Genomic DNA, 16,874 nt, shown 5'->3' on the forward strand with positions numbered 1-16,874 from the left:
CCGCTCCTTGAGCGAGCGGGGCGGGCGGCTACTTCCCTTGGAAGTTCGGCGCGCGCTTGCCCTCGCGGGCGGCGCGCGCCTCTTTCACATCGTCGCTCATCCACGCGGCGAGCATGGCGGCATGCCGGTCGGCGGGCGCGTCGTCTCGGGCTCCGTCGCCGGTCAGCACCATCTTGTAGTGGCGCAGCGTGAGCGGCGCGAAGCCTGCGATCGTGGCGGCCCAGTGCTGCGCGTCGGCGAGGTCGCCGATGCGGTTGGCGAAGCCGAGCGTATAGGCACGGTCCGCGGTCAACGGGTCGCAGCCGAGCAGCATGCCGCGCGCCTGGCCGCCGCCGACGAGCGAGACGAGCCTCTTGATGGTCCACTCGTCCAGCGCGACGCCGATCTTGGCGGCCGGGATGCCCGCGACCGACCCCGGGGCCATGATCCTCAGATCCGCGGCCATCGCGAGCTGCAGGCCACCGCCGAGCGCGGGACCGTTGACCGCGGCGATCACCGGCACCGGAGTCGACTCGATCTGGGCGATCACCGAGACCAGCCGCTCCGGGAACTCCGGGTCGTAGACGGGTCCCGACAGGTCGGCTCCCGCGCTGAACACGCTCCCCCTGCCCGTCAACACGATGGCGCGCACCCCCGCGTCGACGGCGTCGGTGAACGCCTGCGACAAGTCGCGCAGCATGTCGTAGTCGAGCGCGTTGCGCTTGGCCTCACGCGCCAGCTCGATGGTCGTCACATGTCCGTCTGAGGTGCTCACGATCATGTCGGCAGAGTACAGACAACCGCCGAGGGTTTTGTGACCGGATACGAGAAAACCCCTCGACTGCACTCGGGAATCCGAGCGCAGTCGAGGGGTGATCGGTAAAGCTATGCGCCGAGCAGGTCGATCACGAAGATCAGCGTCTTGCCGGAGAGGCGGTGGCCCGCGCCCGCGGGGCCGTACGCCAGCTGCGGCGGGACGACGAGGCGGCGACGTCCGCCGACCTTCATGCCCGGGATGCCCTCCTGCCAGCCGGGGATCAGCGCGTCGAGCGGGAAGTTGGCCGACTGGCCGCGGTCCCACGACGAGTCGAACTCCTCACCGGTCTCGAACTCGACACCCACGTAGTGGACGTCGACCATGCCGCCGCGCTGTGCTTCCGCGCCGTCGCCGACGATGATGTCGGTGATCTGCAGCTCCGCCGGGGCGGGGCCTTCCGGGAACTCGACCTCGGGCTTGGTGTTGTCGGCCATGATTCAGCGATCTCCCATCGACTGGTAGTCGCGCTCGGTGTAGCCGGTGTACAGCTGACGCGGGCGACCGATCTTGGTGGTCGGGTCGGCGTGCATCTCACGCCAGTGGGCGATCCAGCCGGGCAGGCGGCCCAGCGCGAACAGCACCGTGAACATGCGCGTCGGGAAGCCCATCGCGCGGTAGATGACGCCGGTGTAGAAGTCGACGTTCGGGTACAGCTTGCGCTCGATGAAGTAGTCGTCGCTGAGGGCGACTTCTTCGAGGCCCTTCGCGATGTCGAGGAGGTCGTCCTGGACGCCGAGGGTCTCGAGGATCGAGTCGGCCGTCTTCTTGACGATCGCGGCGCGCGGATCGTAGTTCTTGTAGACGCGGTGACCGAAGCCCATGAGCTTCACGCCGTCTTCCTTGTTCTTCACCTTGGTCATGAAGGCCTTGGTGTCGCCGCCGGAAGCGCGGATGTCGTCGAGCATCTCGAGGACTGCCTGGTTGGCTCCGCCGTGCAGCGGGCCCCACAGGGCGTTGATGCCGCCCGAGATGGACGTGAACAGGTTGGCCTGCGACGAGCCGACGAGACGCACCGTCGACGTCGAGCAGTTCTGCTCGTGGTCGGCGTGGAGGATGAACAGCATGTCGAGCGCCTTGGCGACGTCCGGGTTCACCTCGTACGGCTCTGCGGGGAAGCCGAACGTCATGCGGAGGAAGTTCTCGACCAGGCTCAGCGAGTTGTCCGGGTACAGGAACGGCTGGCCCTGCGACTTCTTGTACGCGTAGGCCGCGATCGTCGGGAGCTTGGCGAGGAGGCGGATGGTCGCCAACTCCACCTGCTCGGGATCCTTCGGATCGAGCGAGTCCTGGTAGTAGGCGCTCAACGCGTTCACCGCGGACGAGACGACGGGCATCGGGTGCGCGTTGCGCGGGAAGCCGTCGAAGAAGCGCTTGAGGTCTTCGTGCAGGAGAGTGTGTCGCTGGATGCGGTTGGTGAAGTCGTCGAGCTGCGACGGCGTCGGGAGCTCACCGTAGATGAGCAGGTAGCTGACCTCGATGAACGTCGACTTCTCGGCGAGCTGGTCGATCGGGTAGCCGCGGTAACGCAGGATGCCCTGGTCGCCGTCGATGTAGGTGATCGCCGACTTGGTCGACGCGGTGTTGACGAAGCCTCCGTCGAAGGTCGTCATCCCGGTCTGCGACAGGAACGAGCCCAGTGCGACCGAGTCACTGCCTTCCGAAGCCTTCAGAATGGGCAGGTCGATCTTTCCACCGGGGTAGGTGAAAGTACCGTTCTGCTGTTCGGCGGCGCCATTCTCCACGGACACACAAACCCCTTAGCAATCGCGGGTGAGCAGTTGTTGGGTAACAACCTAGTCGTCTTTCGACTCAGTCGCCCGACGAGGGTCCCCGGAGGATCACCACGAGACTCATCGCGTGCGCTCGCTCAGCTTACTCATACCTGCTTGTAGGGCCTACGCGCCCAGTAGCGTGATCGCATGCGTGAGCGACCTGCGGGGGACGACGGCCTCCTTCTCGACTTCCGTTCCCACGACCGTCCGTCGTGGATGGCGGCGCGGGTCGCCGACGCCCTGCGGGAGGCCTCCGACCTGGGCGTCCTCGCCGTCTCGGACGTCGTGGCCTGCGCGGAGACGGTCCTCGTCGAGGCTCCCCCCGGGACGGGGTTGAACGAGCTCGGCGTACGCCGCGTGGTCCACGATCTGCTCGCTCACCGCGGGGTCGACGACGACGCGGCGGACGAAGTCAGGTCGGCGGTGCTCATTCCGGTGACATACGACGGCGTCGACCTGGCGTCCGCCGCGGCCCTCGCCGACTGCAGCGTCGATCGGCTGATCGAAGCGCACACCCACGTCACATGGACCGTGCAGTTCATCGGATTCGCGCCGGGATTCGGCTATCTCGTGCCGGAGGACGGCAGCGACCCGTCGCACACGGAACTGCTCGGCAGAATCGGCAGGCGGGACGAGTCCCGGTCGGCCGTGCCCGCCGGGTCGGTCGCCGTCGGCGCCGGGTACGCGGCCGTCTACCCGCGGGCGAGCCCCGGCGGGTGGCAGCTGCTCGGTGTCACCGACACCGTGTTGTGGGACTCGTCGGCCACCCCGCCCGCGGTCCTGTCGGCGGGAGTGAGGGTGCGGTTCTGCCGCGCCGAGGAGGTGATCGGGTGACCCCTGCCGAATTCACCGTGTGCTCCACCGGTCCGCTCGCCACCGTGCAGGACCTTGGACGTCCCGGCATGGCGCACCTCGGCGTCCCCCGATCGGGCGCGGCCGACCGGGACGCGTTCGGTCTCGCGAACCGCCTCGTCGGCAATCGACCGGACGCGGCGTGCATCGAGGTGACGCTCGGCGGATTCTCGGCCCGCGTGCACGGGACCGCGATGGTCGCGGTCACCGGACCGGGGACTCGTGTCAGGGTCGACGGCCACGACGTCGGCAGCCACTCGGCGATACCTCTCCGGAACGGGCAGTCGTTGTCGGTGACGTCGCCGCGCCGCGGATGCCGCAACTACGTGGCGGTCCGCGGCGGGTTCGACGCGGCGCCCGAGTTGGGCTCACGGTCCACCGACACCCTGTCGGGCCTCGGCCCCGATCCGCTGCGCGTCAAGGACGTGCTGCCGGTCGGCGACCTCGCGGACGACTGGCCCGCCGTCATGCTCGCACCCCCTCCCGCACCGCTCGCCGAACCCGCCGTCGTGCTGTCGGTGCGTCCGGGGCCGAGGGCCGACAGGCTCGTCGATCCCGGACAGCTGGTGATCAGTCGGTGGCAGGTGAACCCGGCGTCGAACCGGATCGGAATCCGGCTCGACCGACCGGCCGGCTCGACGGAGCCCCCGTTGGCTCACCGCGACGTGCCCGAACTGAGATCCGAGGGAGTGCCGCTCGGCGGGGTCCAGGTCCCGCCCAGCGGCCAACCGGTGATCTTCCTGCCCGACCATCCCGTGACCGGCGGATATCCGGTGGTCGCGGTCCTGACGCCCGCATCGCTGTCGAAGGCCGCACAGCTGACGACCGGCGACGCGGTGCGATTCGTCGTCGCCTGACGGGCATCAGGCGTTCGTTGCGAAACACTTGAGACGCATCTAGAGTTTCGTCTCATGACTGAGGTGTTGCCCCCTCTCGGGCCCGAATCGGTGACCTGGCGCTACTTCGGCGACTGGCGCGGCATGCTCATGGGCTTGTGGTCGGGATCGATGCAGAACATGCACCCGAAGCTCGCCGCGGGCGTCTGGGACCACTCGGACTTCTTCGGCGAACGCTGGGAACGGCTGATGCGGTCGCTGTACCCGATCAGCGGCGTCGTCTTCGACCAGACGCCGGAGACCGGGGCTCAGGTCCGCGACTATCACCGCACCATCAAGGGGACGATGGCGGACGGCGGGCGCTACCACGCGCTCGACCCGGACGTCTTCTACTGGGCGCACGCCACCTTCTGGTACGGCAACATCCGCTGCGCCGAGGCGTTCGGACCGCCGATATCCGAGGCCGACAAGCGCAGGCTGTTCGACGAGTCGCGCAACTGGTACGCCGCCTACGGCGTCAGCATGCGTCCCTGCCCGGACACGTACGAGGAGTTCCTCGACTACTGGGACCACATGTGCCGCCACGTGCTGCGCGACCATGAGGCGGTCCGAACGGTCCTCGACATCACCGTGCTGCCTCCGCCGCCGTGGGCCGCGGCGTGGATGCCGGGCTGGCTGTGGAAGCGGCAGGTCCTCGTCGTTCAGAAGATGTTCCTGTGGATCACCACGGGTCTATACGACGAACCCGTCCGCGAGATGATGGGCCTGACCTGGTCCCCGCGCGATCAGAAGCGGTTCGAGCTGTTCGGCAAGGCCGTGAACGTCGGCATGAGACTCGTCCCGCCGCGCTACCGTCGCCATCCCCGCGCCCGCGACGCCGACGACCGACTCACCGGGCGGGTGGCCGTCGACGCTCCCCTGCTGGAGACTCCCGCACGCAACCTGCCCACGGGCGACGAGCAGAACAACCCCATCCACTACTGCCCCGTCACCGCCGCCCGCCGCGCGAATCTCCCCTGGCAGCCCAACGAGACCGGCGATCGGATTCCCGCTACCGAAATCGATTCCCGCCAATTGTCAGACCATGAGCGGGAATCAACGCCTGATGCGTGAGTTCATTCGGCGGCCTCTACGAATATTCGGCGGCAACCCCTTCGCGGGCGAGCGTGTTGAACTTATTGCCCCACCACCGAAGCAGTGCCGCCACCGCGATCGACCCAGCCGCCCCTATCAAGCCTTCGATCACACCGCTGGCGACAGCCACAATCGCGCCCACGATCGCAGCCAGCACAAACACACTCGACACGACGTCCACGACTCTGCCTACGATCCACAACGGGTGTCGAAAGAGAGCCGCATTCGCATGCTGTTTTCGGTTGCCGTCGGCGTCGGCCTCTGACGTCATTTCAACTCCCCACGACGTGGTCGCCGGAGTCGTGCGACCAACCGCCATCAAATCAGACGAAGCGGAACTGCCGACGGGGAATGCCGACAGAACGACGGCACGCTTCGGGTCAGGTCGACGACCTGCGACAGAGCGCTCAACTCCGCGGAGTGAGGACGACGACCGGGATGTCCCTGTCGGTCTTCTTCTGATAACCGTCATAGCCGGGATTGGCCTTCACGATCGTCGGCCAGAGGGCCGCCTTCTCCGCGGGATCGGCGCGATGCGCGGTCCACGTGGTGGTGACGTCGTCGACCGTCACTTCGACGTCGGGGTCGGCGGCCAGGTTCTTGAACCAGTCCGGATCGTCGGAGTGGCCGCCCTTGGACGCGACGACGACGATCTTGTCCGCCGAGTAGATCGGTGCGGTGAGCATGGTCGACCGTCGTTGTCCGGACTTGCGGCCGACGGTGTGGAGTTCGAGGGTCTCCATGCCGAGGAGCTTCTTCGGGAATCGCCCACCGGTTATCGCGAGAAGCGTGCGGTGACCGTTCTCGAGAATCCAGGCTCCGGCCGAGGCCGTGGTGTCAGCGAAATTCATGTGACCATTGTGCACAGAAAACGGCCGGGTGCGGCACGCGGCGCGTCTACGCCACGTCGGGACCCGACCGGACGGAGGCTCGGTAGCGCCAGAAGGCGGGGACTGCGAGGGCCGCGAGGACGGTCCCGACGACCACCAGCAGGCCACCGCCCGCGACGGTGACCGCGGTGCCCGCGACGGCGGCCGTCGCGCCGTGCGCCACATCGGCGATGCGGGGTCCACCCGCGACGATCACGATGAACACGCCCTGGAGACGGCCTCGGACGTCGTCGGTGGCCGCCGACTGCAGCATCGTCTGACGGAAGGCGGCGGACGCCATGTCGGCGGCCCCGCCGACCATGAGGGCCACCACCACGAGGGGAAGGATCGGCAGCGCCGAACCGTGCGCGAAGAACAGCAGGCCGCCGGAGACGACGATCGACAGTCCCCACACGACGATGCAGATCACGACCGCCCGACCCTGCCGGTGCACCCTCGACACCCAGCCCGACAGGACGCCGCCGACCACCGCGCCGAGCGGAATCGCGATGAACAGCAGCGCGAACGCGAACCCGCCGTCGGACGGGCCGCCGAAACTCTCGTGCGCCATCTGCGGGAACAGGGCGCGCGGCATGCCGAAGATCATCGCGATCAGGTCGACGACGAACGACATCAACAGCACGGGATGGCCGCGCAGGTAGCCGAGGCCGTCGATCACCGACCGCAGGCCCGGGGTCTGCAGTCGTCGGCCGTCCGCCAGCTCCGGCGCCAGCGCGGGCAGTCCGACGACGGCCCACAGGGTGGCGAGCAGACACACGGCGTCGACGAGGTACAGCAGCGAGAACCCGAGGATCGGAATCAGGGCTCCGCCGATCAGCGGGCCGGCGATCGCACCGGCCTGCATGACCGTCATGTTCAACGAGTTCGCGGCGGGGAGGTCTTCGTGCGGCAGGATCCGCGGGAGGACGGCCGTCCGCGTCGGCTGGTTGACGGCGAAGAACGCCTGCTGAACCGCGAACACGCACAGCAGGATCCACACGTCGTCCCAGCCCGCGAACGACTGGACCCAGAACAGGACGCTCGTCGCGATCAGGCCGAGCGTGGTGACGAGCAGGATCCGGCGCCGGTCGAACACGTCGGCCAGCGCACCGCCCCACAGGCCGAACACGACCAGCGGCACCAGGCCGAACACGCCGGTCAGGCCGACGTACGCCGAGCTGCCGGTGATCGCGTAGATCTGCGCCGGCACCGCGACGACAGTCAGCTGCGCGCCGATGACGGTGATGATGTTGGCCCACCACAACCGCCGGAAGTGCCGATTCTTGAGCGGGGTGGTGTCCGCGAGGATGCGAGCCATCAGGGCTGGAGTCGTTCGACGCGCCAGCCGTCGCCCTCGCGGACGGCCCGCGCCCGATTGTGGAGACGATCGGCGCGTCCCTGCCAGAACTCGACGACGTCGGGTTCGATCCGGTACCCGCCCCAGTGCTCGGGAACCGGGACTGCGTCGTCGAACCGGGCGGCGACCTCGGCTGCCGCCGCTTCGAGGGCTTCCCTCGACTCGATGGGGCGGGACTGGTCGGATGTCCGCGCCGACAACTGCGATCCGCGCGGACGGGAGTTCCAATAGGCGACGGTCTCGGCCGGATCGACCTTCACGACGCTGCCGCGCACGTGGATCTGCCGTTCCATCGAGATCCACGGGAACGTCGCCGACGCGTACGGGTTGGCGGCCAACGCCCGGCCCTTGTCCGAGTCGTAGCCGGTGAAGAATGTGATCCCGGCGTCGGAGACGCCCTTGCACAGCACTGTGCGGGTGGCCGGGCGACCGTCGGCGTCGACGGTCCCCAGGACCATCGCGTTCGGCTCCACCACCCCGGAGTCGACGGCCTCGGAGAGCCACGCGTCGAACAGCGAACGCCACGGCGGGTCGCCCACCAGCCACGACGGGTCGAGGTTCGCGCTCACGCCGTCCCTGCCGGTTCCGTATCCGACGCGCATGTTCGACAGTTCCACTCGTTCACAGTAGGGCGTCACACGACGAGTCGTTCGGCGAGTGCCGTGTCGGCCGTCGAGACGACAGCGTCGGCCCCCGTGACGCGCCGGTACGCGAGGCCGACCGACTCGATGCCGCGGACCAGATTCTCGACGGGCAGCGTGTACGGAATCCGGATGTGGCTCTCCAGGCCGCCGTTGGGACCGAACGAGCCGCCCGGCGTCAGTCGGACGCCGAGCGATGCGGCAGCGGCAGCCGTCGTCGTCGCCACCGGTCTGGGCAAGTGGACCCACAGGCAGAGTCCACCGACTCCCGGCACCACCGTCGAGCCGGGCAGATGCTCGTCGATCGCCGCGAGAGCCGCGGCCCGGGACGCCCGCAACGAGTCGCGCCGCGCGGGCAGGAAGTCGTCGAGGTGATCCAGCGCGTACGCCGCCGCGAGTTGCTCCATCACCGCGCTCCCGATGTCGAGTTCGTAGCGGGCGACGACGTACGGGTCGGGTGGGGTGTCGGTGCGGATCCATCCGACGCGCAGTCCGGCCCAGACGGTCTTGCTCGCCGATCCGATGGTGATCACCTGCGCCCCGCGCGGCGCGAACGCGGCCACGGGCGGCGGGGCGTCGCGGTCGAGACCGAGTTCGACCATCGTCTCGTCGATCACCAGCAGCACCCGGTGTCGGGCCGCGATCTCGCCGAGTCGACGACGACCGTCGGCGTCGAGCAGCAGCCCGGTCGGATTGTGGAAGTCGGGTATCGCGAAGATGAGGCTCGGCCGCTGGAGCCGGACGATGGAGTCGAGTTGGTCCAGGTCCCAGCCGTGATCGCCGTCCAACGGCAGGGCGACGGGCCGCGCCCGATGTCTGGTCAGCGCGAGGATCGTCCCGTGGTGCGTCGGCTGTTCGACGACGACGCGCTCGCCGGGCGCGACGTGGGTGTCGAGGATCAGCCGGAGCGCGTGCTGGGCGCCGGACGTCACCAGGATCTGTTCCGGCGTCGTCGGCAGACCTCGCTCGCAGTATCGACGGGCGATCGTCTCGGTGAGTGCACGCAGCCCGTTCGGATAGATCCCGGTGCCGGTCAGATAGGTCGGCGCGCAGTCGAGGGCGTGCCGGTAGCCGTCGTGCACCACCTGGTCCGGCGCGGCGGGCGCAGCGATGTTGAGTTTGCACATGTCGGCCTCGGCTCCGAAATCGAACGGTTCGGCCGGCACGGAGACCGGCAGTCCGAGCACGCTCCGGGCACCTCGCCGGGATGCGAGATGCCCGCTGTCGCGGAGGGCCGCGTAGGCGCCGCCGACTGTCGTGCGGCTGACGTCGAGCGCCTCGGCGAGTGTTCGTTCGCTCGGCACCGCGGTTCCGACGGCGACCCTGCCGTCGAGCAGGAGGACGCGCACGGCGTCGGCCAACGCCTGGTACGCGGGCTGCGGGCCGTCCGGTCGCCAGGCTCCGAGACGCTGGGCGAGCGTGCGGGCTCCGATGGTGCCAGTGGCTGCGATCATGAGACCAGTGTTCCCCAACTGGCTATGGATTACCAGACCAGTTGGACGCAGAATTGGCGACATGAGCAGCACAGCACTCTCCCTGACCCGTCGGATCGTCGGCCTGTACGTCGGCCTCGCCCTGTACGGCGCGTCGATGGCGATGATCCTGCGGTCGGGCCTCGGCAACATCCCGTGGGACGTCCTGCACCAGGGCGTCGCCGAACACGTGCACCTCTCCATCGGCACCGTGTCGATCATCGTCGGAGCGGCCGTCCTGCTCGCCTGGATACCGCTGCGGCAGCGGCCCGGCCTCGGCACCGTCTCGAACGTGCTGGTCCTCGGCGTCGTCTTCGACCTCGTCGCACCACACCTGCCCGACAGTCCCGCCCTGACTGTCGCGGTCCCGATGCTGCTCGGCGGCATCGTGGTCAACGCGTTCGCGACCGTCGTGTACATCGGCGTCCGATTCGGTCCCGGACCGCGTGACGGCCTGATGACCGGCCTGGTCAACCGGACCGGCTGGTCCGTCCGTCTGATCCGGACCGTCATGGAGGTGACCGTCGTCGCCGTCGGCTTCGCGCTCGGCGGCACTCTCGGCATCGGCACCGTCCTCTACGCGGTCGGCGTCGGACCGCTCATCCAGCTGTTCGCCCGCGTGCTCAAGGTCGGCGACGCCGTCTCCGGCCGCTCCGAACCCGCCGACGACCGGCCCGCGGTCGCCGTCGACTGAACACGTTCCCGGTCAGCCGATGTCACGGCCGCGGTACAACAGGGCGCCGACGGCGGCCACAGTCAGTGTCAGCACGGTCGTGACCAGTAGCGGGAGCCACGCGGACGCGGTCACCGGCACCGCGGGGACGTGGGTGAACGGTGACACCCGCCGGAGCCACGACGGGACGCCGACCAGGTCGCCGAGCGGGCCGAGGACGAGGGCCGAGAGGACGATCGGCCAGCCCGCGACCGCGAATGACGACCGCAGTCCGTACAGCGCCGCGACGACCGCCACCACCAGCGTCACCGCGGGCACGGACACGGCAGCCGTGGTGAAGGCGAGTCCCGCGACGTGGACGGCGTCGCCGCCGGAGGCCCACGATCCGAGGCCGACGCCCGACGCCGCGAAGCCGAGCACCGCGACCGCCGCCGCAGCAGCCCACCCCAGGTAGACGCCGTACATCCGCAGCCGAGACACGGGCGCGGCGAGCATCAACTCGGCGCGCCCGGCGCGTTCCTCGGCGCGCATCGACACCACGATCGCGACGCCGCCGCCGGCCGCGGCCACCGCGAGGAATCCCGTCATCGCGACGACGAACCCGTCGGTGATGCCGCCCGCGCCCGTGGCGTCGATGATCTTCTCCACGTACGCGTTGCCCGCGGCGAAATCGGCGACCTGCGACGACAGGAAGCCCACGACGAACGCGTACACGGCCGTTCCCGACGCCCACGACGACGTCTGCGTCCTGGTCAGTCGCCACACGATCCCCGTCGTCGACCAGCCCGCAGGCCCGTGAGACGGTCCGGCCCGTCGGCCGAACAGGCCCGAGCCGAGGTCACGGCGTCGCCGCACCCATCCGGCCACCAGCATCCCGCCGACCGCGACGCCGAGGCTCGCCAGCCCGGGGACAAGGTTGTCGTCGTCGAACGGAGCCATCCGCTCGGCCCAGCCGATCGGGTTGGTCCACCGCAGCCACGACAGGTCGGCCGCCGCGTCGCCGACCCCGCGCAGGAGGTAGCCGCCCGCGACGATCGACGCCGCCGCGATGTTCGCGCTGTGGGCGCTGGCCGCCGCTTCGGAGCAGACCGCGGCCACCCCGACCGCGGCGAGACCGGTACACGCATACTGCCCGAAGACGATCGCGGTCGGCGCGGCTCCGCCGCCGGAGAGGCCGATCACCGCCGCCATGCCCGCCGAGGCGACAAGCACGGTCGCGGCCGCGACGAGGCATCCGGCGGCGAGCGGGACCACGCGTCCGACACCCGCCGCCAGCACCAGTTCCGTGCGCCCGGCTTCCTCTTCACGTCGCGTCTGCCGGACGACGGTCATCACCGCGCACACGCCGAGCGCGGCGATCATGAACAGCCCCGCCCGCCAGGAGACCAGGGCCGCCTGCGAGGTGTCCGCGGGCAGCGGGCCGAGGAGGAACACGAACGCCGTGTTCGACCCCGCTCCCGCGCGCAGGGTCGCCACCTGCTCGGGTGAGGAGTACATCGCCCGGATCGACGCGGCCGTCGACACATTGACAAGCACGAACAGCACCACCGTGAGCGGGGCGATCACTCGGTCGCGCCGGATCCCTGCCCGCAGCAACAGCGGCAGCCCGCTCACGTGGTCGCCTCGGGCGACACGTCGTAGGCCTGCAGGAACAAGTCCTCCAGGCTCGGCGGCGCGACGGTGAGCCCGCGGACGTCGAGGGCCCCGAGACGAACGAGAACCGTCGGCAGCACCACCGGGTCGACGGTGAACTCGACGTGGTCGCCGTCGGCGGACACGTCGCCGAGACCGTCCAGGTCCGTGATCGCGGACGCGCCGCCCGAGACCGTCGCCGACACCCGCGACCGGCGCAGGTTCCGCAGCCGCGACAATTCGCCCGCGAGAACCGTCCTGCCGTCCCGGACGATGGTGACCGTCGAGCACATCGACTCCACCTCCGACAGCAGATGCGACGACATCAACACCGCCGCACCCCGCGCGGCGCGGTCGGCGACGGCACGCTCGAACTCGCGGGTCATCAGGGGATCGAGGCCGGACGTCGGCTCGTCCAACACCAGCAGGTCGGTGTCCGCGCACAACGCCGCGATCAACGCGACCTTCTGACGATTGCCCTTGGAGTACGCGTCCGACTTCTTCGACGGATCCAAACCGAACCGCTCGATCAGTTCGGCCCGGTCCGACGCCTGCGCACCGCGGATCCCGCGCATCGCGAGCAACAAGTCGATGCACTCGCCACCGGTCATGTGCGGCCACAGCGTCACATCGCCCGGAACGTACGCCAGCCGACGGTGGACGGCGACGGCGTCGCTGAACGGGTCGGAACCGAACACCCGCACGCGCCCGGCGTCGCGACGGAGCAGACCGAGGAGCACTCGGATGGTGGTCGACTTGCCCGAACCGTTCGGCCCGAGGAACCCGGCGACCTCGCCGGCGCGCACCGTGAGGTCGAGGCCGTCCAGCGCGGTGAACGATCCGAAGCGTTTCCGGAGTCCTTCGACGTCGATCACCGAATCGGTCAAGCCCACCGTGTGCCTCCACCAGTCGAACTATCTGTTCTGTTCATAGTGCTCCTGTCGGATGCGAATCGGACGGAATCGCGGCTTCGCTCGCGCGCGCCTTAGACTTCTCGTCATGACCGAGAACGCTGCGATCACCATCCCCGCCGACCTCCTGCCCGTCGACGGCCGCTTCGGCTGCGGCCCGTCGAAGGTCCGTCCCGAGCAGTTGCAGTCGCTGGTCGACACCGGCGCGTCGGTGTTCGGCACCAGCCACCGCCAGGCGCCCGTCAAGAACGTCGTCGGAGCCGTCCGCGAGGGCCTCGCCGACCTGTTCTCGCTGCCCGAGGGCTACGAGGTCGTCCTCTCCAACGGCGGCACCACCGCCTTCTGGGACGCCGCGGCCTTCGGCCTCGTCCGCGAGCGCGCCCTGAACCTGACCTACGGCGAGTTCTCGTCGAAGTTCGCGACGGTCACGAAGAAGGCCCCGTTCCTCGCCGACCCGAAGGTCATCTCCACCGACCCGGGCACCGCGCCCGACCCGGCCGCGATCACCGCGGCCGACGTCGAGGGCGTCGACCTCATCGGCTGGGCACAGAACGAGACCTCGACGGGCGTCGCGGTTCCCGTCCTGCGTCCCGAGGCCGCAGGCGACGCACTCATCGCGATCGACGCGACCTCGGGTGCGGGCGGCCTGCCCGTCGACATCAGCGCGACCGACGTCTACTACTTCGCTCCCCAGAAGTCGTTCGCGTCGGACGGCGGCCTCTGGGTCGCGATCATGAGCCCGGCAGCCCTGGCCCGCGTCGAGGAGATCAACGCGTCCGGCCGCTGGTGCCCCGAGTTCCTGTCGCTGCCGACCGCCGTCGACAACAGCTCGAAGAACCAGACCTACAACACCCCGGCGCTCGGCTCGCTGCTGCTGTTCAAGAACCAGATCGAGTGGATGAACTCGAACGGCGGCCTGGACTTCTGCACCGGCCGCACCGCCGAGTCGAGCAACATCCTCTACTCGTGGGCGGAGGCCAGCGAGTACGCGTCGCCGTTCGCCGACGCAGCGCACCGCAGCCAGGTGGTCGGCACCATCGACTTCGCCGACTCCGTCGACGCCGCGGCCGTCGCGAAGACGCTGCGCGCCAACGGCGTCGTCGACACCGAGCCGTACCGCAAGCTCGGCCGCAACCAGCTCCGCATCGGCATGTTCCCGGCTATCGACCCGTCGGACGTGCAGAAGCTGACGCAGGCCATCGACTACGTCGTCGAGCGCCTCTGACGCAACTGGTAGTCCAACCGATGGACACGCGGTGAACCAGGTGTTCGCCGCGTGTCCATCAGTTTTCTGTGGGTACAGTGGCCTAGGCTGGGAAGAACATCCGCGGACGTAGGAACCGGAGGAGGGTCGTGTGCGAAAGCTGAAGGCGCAGCGCGTCGATCCCGACGGCGACATCGTCTGCGTCGACCCCGAATCGGGCGACGAGTTCACCCTCGCGGTCGACGCCGTTGTTCGCTCGGCGCTCGCGCCCGCCGCATCGCCCGCCCACACCGTCGCCGATGTGAGCCCCCGCGAGATCCAGGCCCGCATCCGCGCGGGCGCCACCGTCGCAGAGCTCGCAGGCGTCACCGGAGTGACCGAAGACAAGATCGCGCGATTCGCGCACCCGGTACTGCTCGAGCGCATGCGCGCGGCCGAGCTGGCCCGCGCATCCCATCCGTCCGGCATCGACGGAGCCAGCTCGTCGACCCTCGGCGAGCTCGTCGCCGAATGCCTCGCCCTGCGCGGCGACTCGCCGTCCGAGGCCGAATGGGACGCGTGGCGCGGCGACGACAGCCGCTGGGTGGTGCAGGTGAGCTGGCCGGGCGCGGGCGACGTCGAGTTCGCGCACTGGAGGTTCACCCCCGGTTCGCACGGCGGTGTCACCGAACCGTTGGACGACCACGCCGTCGAACTCACCGAACCCGAACTGGCGCGCGCCGTCCGGCGCACGACGATGTCCGTCGTCCCGCCCGCCCCCGTCCGCCAACACGAGACGATGGCCGACGGCCACGAAGAGGTGACCGTCGACGCGGACCACCTGATCGAACAGCAGCGCAGACCCGAACGCGCCGGACCGTTGGAGCTCGACTTCGACGATTCCGTACCGCGCACGACGACGCCGCAATCGCATCCGAAGCACCGCAGCAAGCGCGCGACGCCGACCGTCCCCGCGTGGGAGGACGTCCTCCTCGGCGTGCGCAGTCATCCCGGAGAGTAGGCAGGTGTTCGTTCACACCACCACGTTGTGGCTGGTCGGTTGCCCCGACCCGGCCGAGCAGCTGCGTCGCGGCGTCGTCGCCGACCCCGACCGCACCGACGAGTTCATCGCCGAGGCGTTCACCGACAGCGTCCCGTCCGCCGTCTCCGCGACCGACCTGTCGTCGTTGGCGTCTGCCGGCGACGACGAACTGTTCGCGGGCCACTACGGCGACCTCGCCGTACTCGCCGGGCGGTCGCTGGCGACGACGTCGCCCGACGAGCTGACCGAGTTCATCTCCCGGCTCGCGCCCGACCGCACGGTGCTGCTGCTCTCGTTGGACCCGGAGTCGTCGAACGGCACGTTCGCCCGATGGGAGCAGGGCAGGCTGGTCCGTGCCTTCGCGGCGTCACCGGCGACGATCCGCGCCGACCTCGGTGTCCCCTATCCGTTCGAGAGCGCGTTCTGGGCGGGCGAGCGCCCCCTGCAGTATCTCCCCGACGCCGTCCGCGACCCACTGGACCTGCCGTTTCATCCGGCGGAGCTGGCCGAGGAGGCCAACCGGCAGTGGCTCGGGTTCCGGTTCACACCGCCTGCGGGAGACGGCGACACGCCCGTCGACGCGATACCGCTGTACTCGTACGAGATCCGGACCGCCGACTCCGGCGCCGTTCCCGCGTCGCGGGTGTCGCGACGCGTGGAGCCGGTCCCGGCGGCGGTGTCGCCCGCCGACGTCGAGGTGACGGCCCCCATCGCTCCCGTCTCGGACGACCCGCCGTCGTCGCGCGGGCCCGGCCCGATCTCCCGCTACTTCGGCTTCCGCGGTCGAATCTGAGCTCAGGGCGTCGCTACCCGCTCAGCGCCTCGTAGAAGGCGACGGCGGCCGCCGTGGCGACGTTGAGCGAGTCGGTGCCCCGGCTCATCGGGATGTGTGCGCGCACGTCGCACGACCGCATCGTGTGCTCTTTCAGGCCCGGGCCCTCCGCTCCGACGAGGAACGCCAGCTTCGCGTCGCCGTCCCCGGACACCGCCTCGCGCAGCGCGACGCTGCCCTCGCCCGGTGTGAGGGCGATCGTCCGGAACCCGTTGTCGCGCAGCACCTGCAGGTCGCCGGGCCAGTCGTCCGACTTGGCGAACGGGACGAGCAGCGCATGACCCATCGACACACGCACGCACCGCCGGTACAGCGGGTCGGCGCATCCGGCGCCGAATATCACCGCGTCCACGTCGAGGCCCGCGGCGTTGCGGAAGATGCTGCCGATGTTCTCGTGGTCGTTGACGCCTTCGAGGACCGCGATCGTGCGTGCGCCGTCGATGACCTGCGGCACCGTCAACGGCTCGGGCCTGCGAGCCGCGGCCAGGACGCCCCGATTCAGGTGGAAACCGATCACCTCGGCCATGACTTCGGCGCTCGCCCGGTAGAAGGGCACGCCGCCCGGCTGCTCGACGACGTCGTCGGACAGCTCGGACAGCCTGCGGTCCACCCCGAAGAAGGCGTGCGGGGCGAACCGCGACCGGATCATCCGCTGCGCCACGAGCACGCCCTCCGCGATCACGAGGGCCTTGCCGACACGTCCCCCGGGCAGCGCGGGCAGGTCGGGTCTGCGGTCGACGGAGTTCAGGTCGCGGAAGTCGTCGACCCGGTCGTCGAGCGGATCGGTGATGTCGATGACCTCGACTGCCTGACGGTTGTTCACGTGTTCACGGTGGCACACCTCGGGCCGCAGACTCAAAATGGCAGAGTGG

The 16,874-nt window shown here is 69.5% G+C and carries 18 protein-coding genes; 7 read left to right on the forward strand and 11 right to left on the reverse strand.

The annotated features are described in order from the left end of the window. Positions 1-28 precede the first annotated feature (28 nt). From GYB83_RS07560 to GYB83_RS07570, 3 genes are all read right to left on the reverse strand, one after another. Complete coding sequence (locus GYB83_RS07560) at positions 29-760, reverse strand: enoyl-CoA hydratase (protein WP_161894917.1); 732 nt, start codon at positions 758-760, stop codon at positions 29-31. A 104-nt stretch (positions 761-864) separates the two neighbouring features. Then, complete coding sequence (locus tag GYB83_RS07565) at positions 865-1,230, reverse strand: FKBP-type peptidyl-prolyl cis-trans isomerase (protein WP_161894918.1); 366 nt, start codon at positions 1,228-1,230, stop codon at positions 865-867. 3 nt (positions 1,231-1,233) lie between these two features. Beyond that, entirely contained in the window at positions 1,234-2,544 is a 1,311-nt protein-coding gene (locus GYB83_RS07570; protein ID WP_161894919.1) for a citrate synthase, read from the reverse strand. A 171-nt stretch (positions 2,545-2,715) separates the two neighbouring features. Between GYB83_RS07570 and GYB83_RS07575 the strand changes: the two genes are divergently transcribed. Genes GYB83_RS07575 through GYB83_RS07585 form a run of 3 tightly spaced genes read left to right on the forward strand, consistent with a single transcriptional unit; the run spans position 2,716 to position 5,369 of the window. Next, a complete protein-coding gene (locus tag GYB83_RS07575; protein ID WP_161894920.1) occupies positions 2,716-3,402 on the forward strand; it encodes a carboxyltransferase domain-containing protein in 687 nt (228 codons plus the stop codon). Then, on the forward strand, positions 3,399-4,277 hold the full coding sequence (locus GYB83_RS07580; RefSeq protein ID WP_267130320.1) for a 5-oxoprolinase subunit C family protein: 879 nt from the start codon (positions 3,399-3,401) through the stop codon (positions 4,275-4,277). Before GYB83_RS07575 ends, GYB83_RS07580 begins: the two co-directional genes overlap by 4 nt. A gap of 54 nt (positions 4,278-4,331) precedes the next feature. Further along, on the forward strand, positions 4,332-5,369 hold the full coding sequence (locus GYB83_RS07585) for an oxygenase MpaB family protein (protein WP_161894921.1): 1,038 nt from the start codon (positions 4,332-4,334) through the stop codon (positions 5,367-5,369). 16 nt (positions 5,370-5,385) lie between these two features. On the opposite strand, the gene GYB83_RS07590 is transcribed toward GYB83_RS07585, so the two are convergent. The 5 genes from GYB83_RS07590 to yczR form a co-directional block, all read right to left on the reverse strand. After that, positions 5,386-5,661, reverse strand: coding sequence for a hypothetical protein (locus GYB83_RS07590; RefSeq protein WP_161894922.1), 276 nt, complete (start codon positions 5,659-5,661; stop codon positions 5,386-5,388). A gap of 136 nt (positions 5,662-5,797) precedes the next feature. Continuing rightward, positions 5,798-6,241: a nitroreductase/quinone reductase family protein gene (locus GYB83_RS07595; protein ID WP_161894923.1), complete on the reverse strand. Its 444-nt coding sequence runs from the start codon at positions 6,239-6,241 to the stop codon at positions 5,798-5,800. A 46-nt stretch (positions 6,242-6,287) separates the two neighbouring features. Continuing rightward, a complete protein-coding gene (locus GYB83_RS07600; RefSeq protein ID WP_161894924.1) occupies positions 6,288-7,577 on the reverse strand; it encodes an MFS transporter in 1,290 nt (429 codons plus the stop codon). Then, a complete protein-coding gene (pdxH, locus tag GYB83_RS07605) occupies positions 7,577-8,218 on the reverse strand; it encodes a pyridoxamine 5'-phosphate oxidase (protein WP_161895553.1) in 642 nt (213 codons plus the stop codon). The genes GYB83_RS07600 and pdxH overlap by 1 nt, the downstream gene beginning before the upstream one ends. Positions 8,219-8,250: 32 nt before the next feature. Next, positions 8,251-9,711, reverse strand: a complete 1,461-nt coding sequence (yczR, locus tag GYB83_RS07610) for a MocR-like transcription factor YczR (protein WP_161894925.1) — start codon at positions 9,709-9,711, stop codon at positions 8,251-8,253. A 61-nt stretch (positions 9,712-9,772) separates the two neighbouring features. On the opposite strand from yczR, the gene yczE reads away from it, so the two are divergent. Then, positions 9,773-10,423 (forward strand): membrane protein YczE, encoded by a 651-nt coding sequence (yczE, locus tag GYB83_RS07615; protein WP_186349739.1) that lies wholly within the window; start codon positions 9,773-9,775, stop codon positions 10,421-10,423. 12 nt (positions 10,424-10,435) lie between these two features. Here the strand turns inward: yczE and GYB83_RS07620 are convergent, their stop codons facing one another. After that, positions 10,436-12,016, reverse strand: coding sequence for an efflux permease Rv1217c-related protein (locus GYB83_RS07620; RefSeq protein WP_161894926.1), 1,581 nt, complete (start codon positions 12,014-12,016; stop codon positions 10,436-10,438). Then, positions 12,013-12,927 carry an ABC transporter ATP-binding protein gene (locus GYB83_RS07625; protein WP_228461288.1) on the reverse strand — a complete coding sequence of 305 codons (915 nt, stop codon included), beginning with the start codon at positions 12,925-12,927 and terminating at the stop codon, positions 12,013-12,015. The genes GYB83_RS07620 and GYB83_RS07625 overlap by 4 nt, the downstream gene beginning before the upstream one ends. 106 nt (positions 12,928-13,033) lie before the next feature. Here GYB83_RS07625 and serC point away from each other — a divergent pair, with 106 nt between their 5' ends. The 3 genes from serC to GYB83_RS07640 all read left to right on the forward strand — a co-directional run bounded on the left by serC (position 13,034) and on the right by GYB83_RS07640 (position 15,963). Next, positions 13,034-14,170 (forward strand): phosphoserine transaminase, encoded by a 1,137-nt coding sequence (serC, locus tag GYB83_RS07630; RefSeq protein WP_161894927.1) that lies wholly within the window; start codon positions 13,034-13,036, stop codon positions 14,168-14,170. A gap of 130 nt (positions 14,171-14,300) precedes the next feature. Beyond that, positions 14,301-15,149, forward strand: a complete 849-nt coding sequence (sepH, locus tag GYB83_RS07635) for a septation protein SepH (RefSeq protein ID WP_161894928.1) — start codon at positions 14,301-14,303, stop codon at positions 15,147-15,149. A 4-nt stretch (positions 15,150-15,153) separates the two neighbouring features. Next, positions 15,154-15,963, forward strand: a complete 810-nt coding sequence (locus GYB83_RS07640; RefSeq protein WP_161894929.1) for a DUF6928 family protein — start codon at positions 15,154-15,156, stop codon at positions 15,961-15,963. A 13-nt stretch (positions 15,964-15,976) separates the two neighbouring features. Here the strand turns inward: GYB83_RS07640 and GYB83_RS07645 are convergent, their stop codons facing one another. Then, positions 15,977-16,825, reverse strand: a complete 849-nt coding sequence (locus tag GYB83_RS07645) for a TrmH family RNA methyltransferase (protein WP_228461289.1) — start codon at positions 16,823-16,825, stop codon at positions 15,977-15,979. Positions 16,826-16,874 lie beyond the last annotated feature (49 nt).

Origin of the sequence: Gordonia spumicola, from assembly GCF_009932475.1 — a bacterium.
In the GTDB taxonomy this organism is placed as follows: domain Bacteria; phylum Actinomycetota; class Actinomycetes; order Mycobacteriales; family Mycobacteriaceae; genus Gordonia; species Gordonia spumicola.